Raw genomic sequence first — 13458 nt, forward strand, 5'->3', positions numbered from 1 at the left:
TCGTAGGATCGAGGCATGCCTTCGAAGAACGCCGACGTACCGCCGCCCCTGCCCGCACCGCTCCGGGTGGCGGTCGCCGACTCCCACACGCACCTCGACATGCAGGCCGGCACGGTGGAGGAGGGCCTCGCCAAGGCCGCGTCGGTCGGGGTCACCACGGTCGTCCAGGTGGGCTGCGACGTACGGGGCTCGCAGTGGGCGGCGCGGACCGCCGCCGACCACGAGAGCGTGCACGCCACCGTCGCCCTCCACCCGAACGAGGCCCCCCGCATCGTGCTCGGCGACCCCGACGGCTGGTCGCGGCAGGGCGAGCGCGAGGCGGGCGGCGACGGCGCGCTCGACGAGGCGCTCGCCGAGATCGACCGGCTCGCCGCGCTGCCGCACGTCAAGGGCGTGGGCGAGACCGGCCTCGACTACTTCCGCACGGGCCCCGAGGGCATGGCCGCCCAGGAGCGTTCCTTCCGCGCCCACATCGAGATCGCCAAGCGGCACGGCAAGGCCCTCGTCATCCACGACCGCGAGGCGCACGACGACGTCCTGAGAATCCTGAAGGAGGAGGGCGCCCCGGAGCGCACCGTCTTCCACTGCTACTCCGGTGACGCGGCGATGGCCCAGATCTGCGCCGAGCACGGCTACTTCATGTCCTTCGCGGGCAACGTCACGTTCAAGAACGCTCAGGGGCTGCGGGACGCGCTGGCCGTCGCCCCGCTCGAACTCGTCCTCGTGGAGACCGACGCGCCGTTCCTGACCCCCGCGCCGTACCGCGGACGGCCCAACGCGCCGTATCTCATTCCGGTCACGGTGCGGGCGATGGCCGAGATCCGGGGCATCGACGAGGACGCCATGGCCGGGGCGGTCTCGGCGAACACCGCGCGCGCCTTTGGTTACTGAGGGTGTAAAGGGTCCGGGCTGCCGCCGCCCGGGGCGCGACACAGCGTAACGGTTCCGCTTTGGAGAGTGACGAGGGCTCGGCTAGGTTCTGTCAGCCCGGTCCGGACCTCTGGAGCGTCATCGTGAGCAACTCGCCGTACGAGACGTATGAGACGTATGAGACGTATGAGACGTACGAAGCGCCCTACGCGCCTTATGAACCTTGGCCATACGGAGGTTCGTACGAGGTTCCTGACGAGGTTGCTTACGAAGCGACGCCGTATGACGTGCCTACGGAGGTGCTTGTGCCCCGGCAAGTGGAACGCGGGGGTGGGCGAACCGGTGGGCGGGCCGAGGCCCGGCGGCGCGCGCGGCGGCGGAGGGCGGCCAGAGGGGTCGCGGGCCTCGGGGGCTCCGGAGCCGCTTTCGGTGGCTGCCCCCGCCCCGAGAAGCTGTGGCGGCTCGTGCCGCAGGCCTTCGTGGTCGCGTTCCTCGCGGGCGGTACCTCCGCGTTCGTCGCGAGCGACAAGGACGTGCGGCTCAGCGTCGACGGCGAGCCGCGCACCCTGCACACCTTCGCGGACGACGTGGGGGAGCTCCTCGCCGACGAGGGGGTCGTCGTGGGCGCCCACGACATCGTCGCGCCCGCCTCGGACACGGAGCTGGCCAGCGGTGACGAGATCGCCGTCCGCTACGGCCGGCCCCTCCGGCTCACCCTCGACGGTGAACGGCGCGAGGTGTGGACCACCGCCAGGACCGTGGACGGTGCCCTGCGGCAGCTCGGTGTGCGCGCGGAAGGGGCCCACCTGTCGGCGTCGCGCAGCCGGCGCATCGACCGGGAGGGCCTCGAACTCGCCGTCCGTACCGAGCGCACCGTCACGATCATGGCCGACGGGCGGGAGCGGATCATCCGTACGAACGCGGCGACCGTCCGGGAGGCCGTCGCGGAGTCCGGTGTGACGCTGCGGGGGGAGGACACGACCTCGGTCGCGCCCGACAGCTTTCCCCGTGACGGGCAGACGGTCACCGTCATGCGGATCACAGGTTCGCGGGAGACGCGGGAGGAGGTGATCCCCTTCGACGTGCAGCGGATCGAGGATGCCTCGCTCTTTCGCGGTACGGAGGTCGTGGCGCAGGCGGGGCAGGTGGGTACGCGGCGCGTGACGTACGCGTTGCGGTCGGTCAACGGGGTCCAGCAGCGGCCGCGGCAGATCGGCTCCGAAGTCGTCCGCGAACCACGGAGGCAGATCGTCAAGGTGGGTACGAGGCAGCAGCCGGCGTCGGTGGCCGGGGCGGACGGCTTGGACTGGGATTCGCTGGCCCGCTGCGAGTCGGGCGGGCGGCCGGACGCGGTCGACGCCTCCGGGACGTATGGCGGCCTGTACCAGTTCGACACCCATACCTGGCATTCCCTCGGCGGCTCGGGCCGCCCTCAGGACGCGCCGGCCGCGGAGCAGACGTACCGGGCGAAGAAACTGTACGTACAGCGAGGCGCGACCCCCTGGCCCCACTGCGGCCGCCGCCTCCACGGCTGAACGCACCACGAAGCGCCCCGCCGCGGAGTCCCCTACCCCCTCGCCGCAGAGTCCCCCCGCCGCTCACCGCGGAGTGCCCCCCGCCCCCCTCCGCTCACGCGCTCACCGCGGAGTGCCGGGCGGGTGGGTGGGAGACATCCGCCGCGGAGCGGCGGGCCAGGACATACCACAGGGAGGCAGAGGAGACGGGGGGCAAGGCCCAGGGGCCAGGGACCGTAACCTTGGGGCGTGAGCACTGAGCACGGCGACCTCCTCGGCCCCGCCGACATCCGCGAACTGGCCGCTGCCCTCGGCGTACGCCCGACCAAGCAGCGCGGGCAGAACTTCGTCATTGACGCCAACACCGTCCGCCGCATCGTCCGCACCGCGGAAGTCGGCCCCGAGGACGTCGTCGTCGAGGTCGGCCCGGGCCTCGGCTCCCTGACGCTGGCCCTGCTGGAGACCGCGTCCCACGTCACCGCCGTGGAGATCGACGACGTACTCGCGGGCGCGCTGCCCGCGACGATGCGGGCCCGCCTCCCCCACAAGTACGAGGCCGGCTCCTTCGACCTGGTGCACAGCGACGCCATGCTGGTGCGCGAGCTCCCGGGGCCGCCCCCGACCGCGCTGGTCGCGAACCTCCCGTACAACGTCGCCGTACCCGTACTGCTGCACATGCTCGACACCTTCCCGACCATCGAGCGCACCCTGGTGATGGTGCAGGCCGAGGTCGCCGACCGGCTCGCCGCGGGCCCCGGCTCGCGGGTGTACGGGGTGCCGTCCGTGAAGGCCAACTGGTACGCCCGGGTGAAGCGCGCCGGATCCATCGGCCGCAATGTCTTCTGGCCCGCCCCGAACGTCGACTCCGGCCTCGTCTCCCTGGTGCGGCGTGCCGAGCCGGTGCAGACGACCGCGTCGAGGCGTGAGGTCTTCGCCGTCGTCGACGCCGCGTTCGCGCAGCGCAGGAAGACGCTGCGGGCCGCCCTGTCCGGCTGGGCGGGCTCGGCGGCCGCCGCGGAGGCCGCCCTGGTCGCCGCCGGGGTGTCGCCCCAGGCGCGCGGCGAGGCCCTGACGGTGGAGGAGTTCGCGCGTATCGCCGAGCACAAGGAGGCCGCGGCGTGAGCGTGACGGTACGGGTTCCCGCGAAGGTCAACGTCCAGCTCGCCGTGGGCGCCGCCCGCCCCGACGGCTTCCACGACCTCGCCAACGTCTTCCTCGCCGTCGGGCTCTACGACGAGGTCACGGTCGCCCCCGCCGATGAGCTGCGGGTGACCTGCGAGGGGCCGGGCTCCGACCAGGTGCCGCTCGACGCCACGAACCTCGCCGCCCGCGCCGCCCACCTGCTGGCCGCCCGGCGGGGGATCAGCGGGGCCGTCCACATCCACATCGCCAAGGACATCCCCGTCGCCGGCGGCATGGCGGGCGGCAGCGCGGACGCCGCGGGCGCGCTCGTGGCGTGCGACGCGCTGTGGGGTACGAAGGCCACGCGCGAGGAGCTGCTCGACATCTGCGCCGAGTTGGGCAGCGACGTTCCGTTCAGCCTGGTCGGCGGGGCCGCGCTCGGCACGGGGCGCGGCGAGAAGCTGGAGCCCCTGGAGGCCGGGGGCGACTTCCACTGGGTCTTCGCCGTGGCCGACGGAGGACTCTCCACGCCGGCCGTGTACCGCGAGTTCGACCGGCTCACCCCGGCCGCCCCCGCCCCCGAGGCGTCCCCCGCGCTCATCGCGGCCCTGCGCGAGGGCGACGCCGAGGCCCTCGCCGCCACGGTCACCAACGACCTCCAGCCCGCGGCGCTCTCCCTCTTCCCCTCGCTCTCCGACACCCTCGCCACGGGCACGGCGGCGGGCGCCCTGGCCGCGCTGGTCTCGGGGTCCGGGCCGACGACGGCGTTCCTCACGGCCGACGCCGCGTCCGCGCGCACGGTGGCCGACGCGCTCACCGCCTCCGGCACCTGCCACGCGGCCCGCACGGCGAAGTCCCCGGCGCCCGGCGCCACGCTGGTCTGAGTACTCAGACCCATATCTGAGTACGTGCGCGCTGACGCCGGGGCCGGGCGGCGCGCGACCGTACGTACATGGGATCAAGCGTTCGCGAACTGGCCGAGCAGACGCCCTCCGGGCGCGACCGGTACATCGACCTGCTGCGCGTCGCCTCGCTCGGCACGGTCGTCGTCGGGCACTGGCTGATGGCGGCCGTGACCGTCGGCGCCGACGGCCGCGCCGAGGTCGGCAACCTCCTCGCCGTCGTGCCGGGACTGCAACTCCTCACGTGGGCGTTGCAGGTCATGCCGGTGTTCTTCTTCGTCGGCGGCTTCTCCCACGCCCTGTCCCACCGCTCGCTGAGCCGCGGGTCGCAGGGGCGCTCCGTCTACTCGGCCTTCCTCCGGGCGCGCCTGAAGCGGCTGCTGCGGCCCACCATGGTCTTCATCGGCGTCTGGGGCGCCGGCGCGCTCGCCCTGCAACTCCTCGGCCAGGGCGGCGGGCTGCTCGACGTGGCACTGCGGCTGGTCGCGCAGCCGCTCTGGTTCATCGGCATCTACCTGGCGATGGTCGCCTTCACGCCGCCGCTGCTGCGGCTGCACGAGCGGTGGGGCTGGGGCGCGTTCGGCGCGCTCGTGGCGGCCGCGGGCGCGGTGGACGTGGCGCGCTTCGCGTTCGGCGTCCCGTACGTGGAGTTCCTCAACTTCGCCTTCGTCTGGCTCGCGGTGCACCAGCTCGGCTTCCTGCGGGCCGACGGCAGGCTCAGGCTGCGGATGCCGTACGTCATGGCGGGTACGGGGATCGCGGGCGCCGCACTGCTCGTCGCCCTCGGCCCGTATCCCCTCTCCATGGTCGGCATGCCCGGCGAGCGCGTCTCGAACATGGCACCGCCCACCTTCGCCCTCCTCTGCCACGGCCTGTGGCTGGTCGGCGCCGTGGAACTGCTGCGGGCCCCGGCGGCCCGATGGCTGGCGAGGCCCCGCGTATGGCGCGGCGTGGTCGCGGCCAACGGCATCTCCATGACGGCGTTCCTCTGGCACCTGACGGCGATGCTCGCGGTGTACGGGGCACAGCTCGCCCTGGACGTGCCGCTGCCCGAGCCCGCCTCGGCCCCTTGGTGGGCCCAGGTCCCGCTGCGCATGGCGGCGGCCGCGGCCCTGACGGCCGCCCTCGTCGTCCTCTTCCGCCGCTTCGAACGCCCGAGCGCCGCCCGGCCGGCCGCCGGCGCCTCGGGCCCCGCGGCGGCCCTGGGCGTCACGCTCTGCCTCTTCGGCGTCCTCGGCCTGTCCATGGTCGGCTTCGGCGGCCTCCTGGAGGGCCGGACGGCGCTGCTGATAGCCGTCGACGTCACGGCCCCCGCGGCGGTGGCCATGGCCCTCGCGGGCTGGCTGCTCGTGGAGCGGGCCGGGCGCAGGGGGCACGGAGGGTGAGCGGGCCGGGACTCTGGATCACCTGACGGTTCGCCTCCGCGGGCGACTACGCTTGAGGATCGATCCATCCCCCCAGTCAGGAGTGAAATGGCCGCGGTCAATCTGGTCAATGTCGAGGCAGTCAGCAAGGTGTACGGCACCCGTGCCCTGCTCGACGGCGTCTCACTCGGCGTGTCCGAGGGGGACAGGATCGGGGTCGTGGGGCGCAACGGCGACGGCAAGACCACCCTGATCCGGTTGCTCGCCAAGCTGGAGGAGGCGGACACCGGGCGGGTCACGCACAACGGCGGGCTGCGGCTCGGCGTGCTGACCCAGCACGACTCCCTCGACCCCGAGGCCACCGTCCGGCACGAGGTCATCGGCGACCTCGCCGACCACGAGTGGGCGGGCAGCGCCAAGATCAGGGACGTGCTGACGGGCCTGTTCGGCGGGCTCGACATGGCCGGCTTCCCGCAGGGCCTCGACACCGTCATCGGTCCGCTCTCCGGCGGCGAGCGGCGGCGCATCGCGCTCGCGAAGCTGCTCATCGCCGAGCAGGACCTGATCGTGCTCGACGAGCCCACCAACCACCTCGACGTCGAGGGCATCGCCTGGCTGGCCGGGCACCTGCGCGCGCGCCGCTCGGCGCTCGTGTGCGTCACCCACGACCGCTGGTTCCTGGACCAGGTCTGCACCCGCATGTGGGACGTGCAGCGCGGTTCCGTCTTCGAGTACGAGGGCGGGTACTCCGACTACGTCTTCGCCCGCGCCGAGCGCGAGCGCATCGCGGCCACCGAGGAGACCAAGCGGCAGAACCTCGTGCGCAAGGAGCTGGCCTGGCTGCGCCGCGGCGCCCCGGCCCGCACCAGCAAGCCGAAGTTCCGCATCGAGGCGGCCAACGAACTGATCGCCGACGTGCCCCCGCCCCGCGACCGCAGCGAGCTGATGAAGTTCGCCACGACCCGCCTCGGCAAGACGGTCTTCGACCTGGAGGACGTCTCCGTACAGGCCGGGCCGAAGCTGCTGCTCAAGCACCTGACCTGGCAGCTCGGCCCCGGCGACCGCATCGGCCTGGTCGGTGTGAACGGCGCGGGCAAGACCTCGCTGCTGCGCGCCATGGCCGACGCCGCGCGCAGCGGCGGCGACGTACAGCCCGTGGCGGGACGGGTCAACGTCGGCAGGACGGTGAAGCTGGCCTACCTCTCGCAGGAGGTCGCCGAGCTGAAGCCGACGCTGCGCGTCCTGGAGGCCGTGCAGCAGGTGCGCGAGCGCGTCGACCTCGGCAAGGGCCGCGAGATGACGGCGGGCCAGCTCTGCGAGATGTTCGGGTTCAGCAAGGAGAAGCAGTGGACGCCGGTCGGTGACCTCTCCGGCGGCGAGCGGCGCAGGCTCCAGCTGCTTCGGCTCCTCATGGACGAGCCGAACGTCCTCTTCCTCGACGAGCCGACCAACGATCTCGACATCGAGACGCTGACGCAGCTTGAGGACGTGCTCGACGGCTGGCCCGGCTCCATGGTCGTGATCTCCCACGACCGGTTCTTCGTCGAGCGCACGACGGACAAGGTGTACGCGCTCCTGGGCGACGCCACCATGCGGATGCTGCCCCGCGGCATCGACGAGTACCTGGAGCGGCGGCAGAGGATGACCGAAACCGCCCCCGCGTCGAGCCAGTCGGCGGCCCCCGCGCAGCCGGCCGCGGCGAAGACCGTCTCCGCCGCGGACGCGCGCGCCGCGAAGAAGGAACTCCAGAAGATCGAGCGGCAGCTCGACAAGGTCTCCGACAAGGAGACCAAGCTGCACGCCCAAATCGCCGATAACGCCACGGACTTCGAGAAGGTGGCCAAACTGGACGCCGAATTGCGCGAACTGGTCGGCGAGCGCGAGGAGTTGGAGATGCGCTGGATGGAGCTCGCGGAAGACGCGTAGAGCTCTGGTGGAAGTCGCGTAACGGACGCATCACGGGCCGGTCCTCCCTTGGGAACAGGGGAGAGACCGGCCCCGTCCGGTACGGGGCCAGGGTGATAGAAAGGCTGATCTGAGCACCCTCTGGCGTGCCGAAAATCAGTGAAGGGGGAAGCGCTGATGACTCAGCCGCCCAACCAGCCGCCGTCCGGCGGCTTCGGAGCTCCGCAGGATCCACGGCAAGGAGGGGTGCCGCAGCCACCGGGCGGGCCGCCGCAGCAGCCGCCCGCCGCCCCGCAGCAGGGGCAGCCCCAGCCAGGCTACGGCTACCCGCAGACTCCGCCGCCCGCGAGCCCCTACAACCAGCCACCTCAGCCGCCGCAGCCGGGCCCGTACCAGCAGCCGGGGCCCTACGGCCAGCCGCAGCAGCCCGGCCCCTACGGCCGGCCGCAGCAGCCGGGTCCGTACGGGAGCCAGCCGCAGTACGGCTACCCGCCGCAGCAGCCGACGCAGCCGCAGTTTCCCGCGGGCCCCGGTGGCGGCGGGGGCGGACGCAGGAAGCTCGTGGTGATCGTCGCGGCCGCCGTGGCCGCGCTGCTGGTCGCGGGCGGTGTCACGTACGCCGTCGTCGGCGGTGACGACGGCGAGAAGGAGCCGGAGGCGAAGAAGAAGGATCCGAAGCCCTCCGCCTCCGCCCCCGCCAACCCCGGTACCGGCGACGGCGACGGCAACGAGGGCGAGGAGGACCTCAACGAGGGCCGCCGGCCCGGCGAGGCCAAGGTGCTCTGGTACAAGGAGGCCCCCAAGGTCCCCGGCTCCGGCGGCGACGCCCCCGGCATGTGGGTCGAGGGCGACACGGTGGTCAAGGCCGCGTACAAGCAGCTCTTCGCCTACAAGGCGGGGTCCGGCGACATCGCGTGGCCCGCCATCACGTTCCCGCAGAAGATCTGTGCCGCGACCCGGACGGCCACCGACGACGGCAAGATCGTGGTCGCCTTCAAGGAAGGCACCAAGAGCACCGCCAAGTGCAACCAGCTCCAGGTCATCGACCTGGAGACCGGTGACAAGGGCTGGGGCAAGCCGGTCGAGCAGGAGGGCAGCTTCGACTTCGCGTCGCAGAGCACCCTCACCCTCGTCGGCGACGTGCTCATGGTCGGCCGCGACCAGTCAGGCACCGCGCTGCGGATGCGCGACGGCAAGAAGCTCTACGTCTCGAAGGTGAAGGACGAGGGCAGCTGCTACCCCAACGGGTTCGCGGGCGAGGGCAAGAAGCTCGTGCGGGCGCTGTCCTGCGGGTCGAGCACGCCCACCGAACACGACGAGATGCAGCAGCTCGACCCGGAGACCGGCAGGGCCCTGTGGACCAAGAAGTTCCCCAAGGGCTGGCGCGTCAAGAAGCTGTACTCGGTCAGTCCGACGGTGGTGTACCTGGAGAACGAGGACACGAAGAAGTGGAACGTCTCGGTACTGAAGCCGAACAGCGACGAGACCCGCTCCGAGCTCATCACCAAGGACGGCTTCGCGCCCGAGTGCGAGTCCTCCATCCTCAGCCGTGACCTCGCCGGATGCCTCGGCGTGGCGACCGACGACACGTACCTCTACCTGCCGACCGACGCCAAGAGCGGCGCCAACGAGGTGGTGGCGTTCGGCCTGGCCACCGGCAAGGAGGCCTGGCGCGTCAAGTCGCCGCTGGAGGAAACGATGCTCCCGCTGAAGGTCGAGGACGGTGAGCTGATCTCCTACGTCACCCCGTCCTACGACTCCGGCGGCCGGGTGGTCTCCATCGCGAGGTCCGGTTCGCACACGCCGAAGACCCTTCTCCAGCACCCGAAGGGCACTTCGAAGATCGAGAGCGGCTTCTACTCGAAGGCGGTCGACTACGTGGACGGGCGCTTCTACATCTCCACCACCAGCATCACGGGCTCCACGGGCCAGGCCAAGCTGATGCTGGCCTACGGCAAGTGACCCCGCCCCACGCGTAGTTCATTCTCTCGATCCCCGGCGTCCCCCAGGCGCCTCCCGAGCTCCTCAAGCGTTCCCAAGGAATAGACGACGTCATGACCCAGCCGCCACAGCCTCCGCAGCAGCCGCCGAACCAGCCCCCGCAGGGCGGCTTCGGCGCGCCCCAGGAACCGCCGGCCGGTGGTTTCGGCGCCCCGCAGAACCCTCCGCCCGGAGGCTTCGGCCAGGCCCCGGAGCCGTCCTACGGCTACCCGCAGGCACCCGGCGCCCCGCAGACGCCCCCGCCCGCGCAGCCTCCGGCGCCTCCCGGCCGGCCGCCGCAGCCCCCGGCGGGCCAGCCGAACTACGGCTACCCGCAGCAGCCCCAGGCCCCGCAGCAGCCCCAGGCCCCGCAGCAGCCCCAGGGCTACGGCTATCCGACGCAGCCGGCCCAGCCGCAGTACCAGCAGGGCTACCAGCAGCCGCCGACCATGCCGATGCAGCCGCAGCCCGGCGGCTCCGGTTCCGGTGGCGGAAGGAAGTTCGGCGGCCAGACGTCGATCATCATCGCGGCGGTCGTCGCGATCGCGCTGATCGTGGGCGGCGGCGTCTTCTACGCCTCGTCCAAGGACGACGACTCCAAGAACACCTCCCAGGGCTCCGGCGAGAAGGGCGGCAAGGGCGGCAAGGGCGGCAAGGGCGGCAGCGCCGCGCCCGGGCAGGGACCGGCCAAGGAGAAGGCCCCGTCCGACCCCTCGGCCAAGGTGCTCATGCAGCTCCCGCAGCCGGAGGTCCCCAAGGACCAGATCTGGACCGCCGCGGGCTCGGCGCTGACCGAGGACGTGTACGCCAAGGCCGGTGTCAACGAGCTGAACGGCTACGACCCGGACACCGGCAAGGAGAAGTGGTCGATCCCGCTCCCCGGCATGACGTGCGCCATGTCGCGGGAGGTCACCGACGACGGCATCGCGGCCATCGTCACCGAGGAGACCAAGCGGGGCAAGAAGGGCGACTACGAGCCGTGCTCCAAGGTCTCCGCGGTCGACCTGAAGTCCGGCAAGAAGCTGTGGACCGAGAGCGTCGAGACCAACGGCGTGCAGGCCACGTTCAAGGAAGTCACCATCTCCGGCACCACGATCGCCGCCGGTGCGGGTGTCTCCAGCGGCGGCGCCGCCTGGGACGTGACCGGCAAGTCGCTGTGGGAGCCGAAGGTCGGCAAGTGCCAGGACGTCGGCTACGCGGGCGGTGACCAGCTGGTGGCCGTCCGCAGGTGCGGCAGCTACGGGGACTACAAGCTGAAGGTCCAGCTCCTCGACCCCAAGACGGGCAAGGACGAGTGGACCTACCCGCTCGCCGACGGCATCGACAACGCCAAGATCATCTCGACGAACCCGGTCGTCTTCGGCCAGGACACCACCGAGATCACGGCGACCGGCGTGACGGACGTCTTCTCGATCGGCAGCAACGGCAAGCTCCGCGCCAAGATCGCGCTGGAGGAGGGCAAGTACGACCACGACTGCAGCGTCAACATGGTCAACGACTGCCGGGCGATCACGGTCGGCAACGACCGGCTGTACGTGCCGACCCAGCAGCACGACGGCGGCGGCGAGAGCTACAGCCGGACCAACGAGATCGTCTCCTTCTCGCTGGCCACCGGCAAGTCGACCAGTGACCGGGCCGTCGCCGGTGAGAACGGCGAGATCTTCCCGATCCGCATGGACGGCCCCAACGTCATCGCGTACAAGGCCCACGGCTACCAGCAGGGTGCCCAGGTCGTCTCGCTCGACGGCAAGACGATGAAGGAGACCAAGCTCCTGGAGGCCCCCTCCTCGGATGCGGTCAACGACGCGATCAGCGGCATGGTCCCGAAGTCGAACGAGCTCCTCTACGCCGACGGGCACCTGTTCATGGGCAAGAAGCTCCTGAGCCGGCCCTTCGACAAGGACGACAAGAACTACGTGGCGATCGGCTTCCTGGCCTCCTGAGCCAGGTGATCTCTGCCACCCGCGGCTTCGGCTGTTGGGTGGCAAGATCGTTTTATGGCATGTTCATGTCTTGAGAACGTACGCGTCAACGCAGGGAGCCCTATATGAAGTTCGTACGGTCGGCGGCGGTACTGGTCGGCGCGGTGACGCTGTGTGTGACCGCCGTGGGGACGTCCACCGCGGCGTCCGGGGCGAAGGCGTCGGTCTCGGGCGCGACCGCCGTGGCGGACATCAAGTGGAGGGGGCCCCAGTCCATCTCCTACAAGTTCAAGGTCACGGACACGGCCTCGGACAACGCCCACGCGGAAGGGCGCATGCAGGTCCGCTACAGCAACGGCAGCTCCCGTTGGTCGGGCTGGATCAAGGCCAGCGGAAAGAACGCGACGAAGACCGTCAGCCAGGACGCCACGGAGTCCAAGAAGATCAAGTCACTCCGGGTGCAGGTCTGCCGGGTGAAGGGCCAGACGAAGCAGTCCTGCGGATACTCGAGCGAGGCGTACAACCCCTACGGGTGAGTCGGGGCCCGGCGGGCTTCGGCCGGTCGTGCCTCACGCCGCGAACGCCCGGCTCGGACATCCGAGCCGGGCGTTCGCGCGTTCCCGCTCGTCGCCGTACCACCTCGCGCCGCCGACCGCCCCCGCATGGCAGGGATTCAGGCATTCCGGGCTGCTTATGGCGGGTAGGGGGCGCGCAACGTCGAACAAGCGTGTAGCTTCCGGGGGATGGAGGGCCGGGGGGCCCGTGGTCCACGGGAAGCCGCAGTTCGAGGCTGCCGGTGGATCCAGGGGATCAGTGGGGGAGTTGGGGGGTTGCTGTGGGTGTGCGGCTCATGGTGGTCGACGATCACCGACTGCTCGCCGAGGCGCTCGCCTCGGCGCTGAAACTGCGCGGGCACCGGGTGCTCGCCGCGGCCGCACCCGCCGCGGGGGCGGCCGACCTGGTGATCAGCCGTGCGCCGGAGGTCTGCCTGATCGGCACGGCCACGCCCGCGGAGCCGGGCATGTTCGACCCGGTGGTGCGGATCAAGCGGGAGCGCCCGCAGGTGGCGGTGGTGGTGCTCGGCCCGGTGCCGAGCCCGCGCGGGATCGCGGCGGCGTTCGCCTCGGGCGCCTCCGGATACGTACGCCATGACGAGCGCATCGAAGGAGTGGAGCGCGCCATCATGAAGGCGCGCGCCGGGGAAGCCGCCGTCGCGCCCCAGTTGCTGCAAGGGGCCTTCGGTGAGCTGCTGAATCCGGTGGCGCAGCCGGACGACGAGGGCCAGCGGCTGCTCCAGATGCTGACGCCCCGTGAGGTGGAGGTCCTGGTGCGGGTCGCGGACGGCGAGGACACCCGTCTCATCGCGGCCGGGATGGGGATAGCGCCCAGCACGGCGCGCACGCATGTGCAGCGGGTCCTGATGAAGCTCGGCGTCGGCTCGCGTCTGGAGGCCGCCGCGCTCGCCGCGCGCACCGGGCTCCTGGACCGTGCCGAGCGTCCCGCGTCGGCGTACGCGGACGAGGGTCCTGACATGCCGGCGGGGCCCGAGTCACCGCGGTGAACCCGGGCCCCGCGGGCGGCCGTCAGTCGTCCGTGGACTCCGGAGCGGGCGCGGCGATCGTCGGGCGCAGCCACAGCCAGCCGAGGAAGAACAGGCCGAGGGCGAGCATGCCGAGGCCGGTCCACAGGTTGATGTTGATGTCCTCGGCCTTGCGCAGGTCGGCGTCGGACACGGTGATACCGGCGATCGTCACGATGATCCCGTAGACGACGAACAGGCCGCCGATGATGCGCCGGATGTCGAAGAGACGGGCGGCTGTCGCGGACTTGCGCTCCAGCTCGGAGACTTCTTTGTGCAGTTCGGACATGGTGGTCGGTC

At 71.5% G+C, this 13458-nt stretch carries 11 protein-coding genes; 10 read left to right on the top strand and 1 reads right to left on the bottom strand.

Annotated features, from left to right (window positions below):
• Positions 1 to 15: 15 nt before the first annotated feature.
• The 10 genes from ACRAKF_RS23110 (at position 16) to ACRAKF_RS23155 (ending at position 13140) form a co-directional block, all read left to right on the top strand.
• On the top strand, positions 16 to 891 hold the full coding sequence (locus ACRAKF_RS23110) for a TatD family hydrolase (protein WP_447039250.1): 876 nt from the start codon (positions 16 to 18) through the stop codon (positions 889 to 891).
• 122 nt (positions 892 to 1013) lie between these two features.
• Positions 1014 to 2405 (top strand): ubiquitin-like domain-containing protein, encoded by a 1392-nt coding sequence (locus ACRAKF_RS23115; RefSeq protein ID WP_447039251.1) that lies wholly within the window; start codon positions 1014 to 1016, stop codon positions 2403 to 2405.
• A gap of 228 nt (positions 2406 to 2633) precedes the next feature.
• Positions 2634 to 3506 (top strand): 16S rRNA (adenine(1518)-N(6)/adenine(1519)-N(6))-dimethyltransferase RsmA, encoded by an 873-nt coding sequence (gene rsmA / locus ACRAKF_RS23120; RefSeq protein WP_447039252.1) that lies wholly within the window; start codon positions 2634 to 2636, stop codon positions 3504 to 3506.
• Entirely contained in the window at positions 3503 to 4390 is an 888-nt protein-coding gene (locus ACRAKF_RS23125) for a 4-(cytidine 5'-diphospho)-2-C-methyl-D-erythritol kinase (protein WP_447039253.1), read from the top strand. The genes rsmA and ACRAKF_RS23125 overlap by 4 nt, the downstream gene beginning before the upstream one ends.
• Positions 4391 to 4458: 68 nt before the next feature.
• Positions 4459 to 5793 (top strand): acyltransferase family protein, encoded by a 1335-nt coding sequence (locus ACRAKF_RS23130; protein ID WP_447039254.1) that lies wholly within the window; start codon positions 4459 to 4461, stop codon positions 5791 to 5793.
• A gap of 87 nt (positions 5794 to 5880) precedes the next feature.
• Positions 5881 to 7698 carry an ABC-F family ATP-binding cassette domain-containing protein gene (locus tag ACRAKF_RS23135; protein ID WP_447039255.1) on the top strand — a complete coding sequence of 606 codons (1818 nt, stop codon included), beginning with the start codon at positions 5881 to 5883 and terminating at the stop codon, positions 7696 to 7698.
• Positions 7699 to 7923: 225 nt separating this feature from the next.
• The gene (locus tag ACRAKF_RS23140; protein WP_447039256.1) at positions 7924 to 9639 is read left to right on the top strand and encodes an outer membrane protein assembly factor BamB family protein; all 1716 of its coding nucleotides are present in this window, start codon (positions 7924 to 7926) and stop codon (positions 9637 to 9639) included.
• A 92-nt stretch (positions 9640 to 9731) separates the two neighbouring features.
• The gene (locus tag ACRAKF_RS23145; RefSeq protein ID WP_447039257.1) at positions 9732 to 11600 is read left to right on the top strand and encodes an outer membrane protein assembly factor BamB family protein; all 1869 of its coding nucleotides are present in this window, start codon (positions 9732 to 9734) and stop codon (positions 11598 to 11600) included.
• 104 nt (positions 11601 to 11704) lie between these two features.
• On the top strand, positions 11705 to 12115 hold the full coding sequence (locus tag ACRAKF_RS23150; RefSeq protein WP_447039258.1) for a hypothetical protein: 411 nt from the start codon (positions 11705 to 11707) through the stop codon (positions 12113 to 12115).
• A 299-nt stretch (positions 12116 to 12414) separates the two neighbouring features.
• Complete coding sequence (locus ACRAKF_RS23155; protein WP_447039259.1) at positions 12415 to 13140, top strand: helix-turn-helix transcriptional regulator; 726 nt, start codon at positions 12415 to 12417, stop codon at positions 13138 to 13140.
• A 22-nt stretch (positions 13141 to 13162) separates the two neighbouring features.
• Here the strand turns inward: ACRAKF_RS23155 and ACRAKF_RS23160 are convergent, their stop codons facing one another.
• Positions 13163 to 13447: a hypothetical protein gene (locus ACRAKF_RS23160; RefSeq protein ID WP_447039260.1), complete on the bottom strand. Its 285-nt coding sequence runs from the start codon at positions 13445 to 13447 to the stop codon at positions 13163 to 13165.
• Positions 13448 to 13458: the final 11 nt, after the last annotated feature.

The sequence above is a fragment of the Streptomyces sp. DSM 118878 genome (genome assembly GCF_052936595.1).

Bases quoted from the DNA above. Each gene is read 5' to 3' on its own strand.
- ACRAKF_RS23110 (WP_447039250.1), top strand. From the start codon at position 16: ATGCCTTCGAAGAACGCCGACGTACCGCCGCCCCTGCCCGCACCGCTC.
- ACRAKF_RS23130 (WP_447039254.1), top strand. From the start codon at position 4,459: ATGGGATCAAGCGTTCGCGAACTGGCCGAGCAGACGCCCTCCGGGCGC.
- ACRAKF_RS23135 (WP_447039255.1), top strand. From the start codon at position 5,881: ATGGCCGCGGTCAATCTGGTCAATGTCGAGGCAGTCAGCAAGGTGTAC.
- ACRAKF_RS23145 (WP_447039257.1), top strand. From the start codon at position 9,732: ATGACCCAGCCGCCACAGCCTCCGCAGCAGCCGCCGAACCAGCCCCCG.
- ACRAKF_RS23150 (WP_447039258.1), top strand. From the start codon at position 11,705: ATGAAGTTCGTACGGTCGGCGGCGGTACTGGTCGGCGCGGTGACGCTG.
- ACRAKF_RS23160 (WP_447039260.1), bottom strand. From the start codon at position 13,447: ATGTCCGAACTGCACAAAGAAGTCTCCGAGCTGGAGCGCAAGTCCGCG.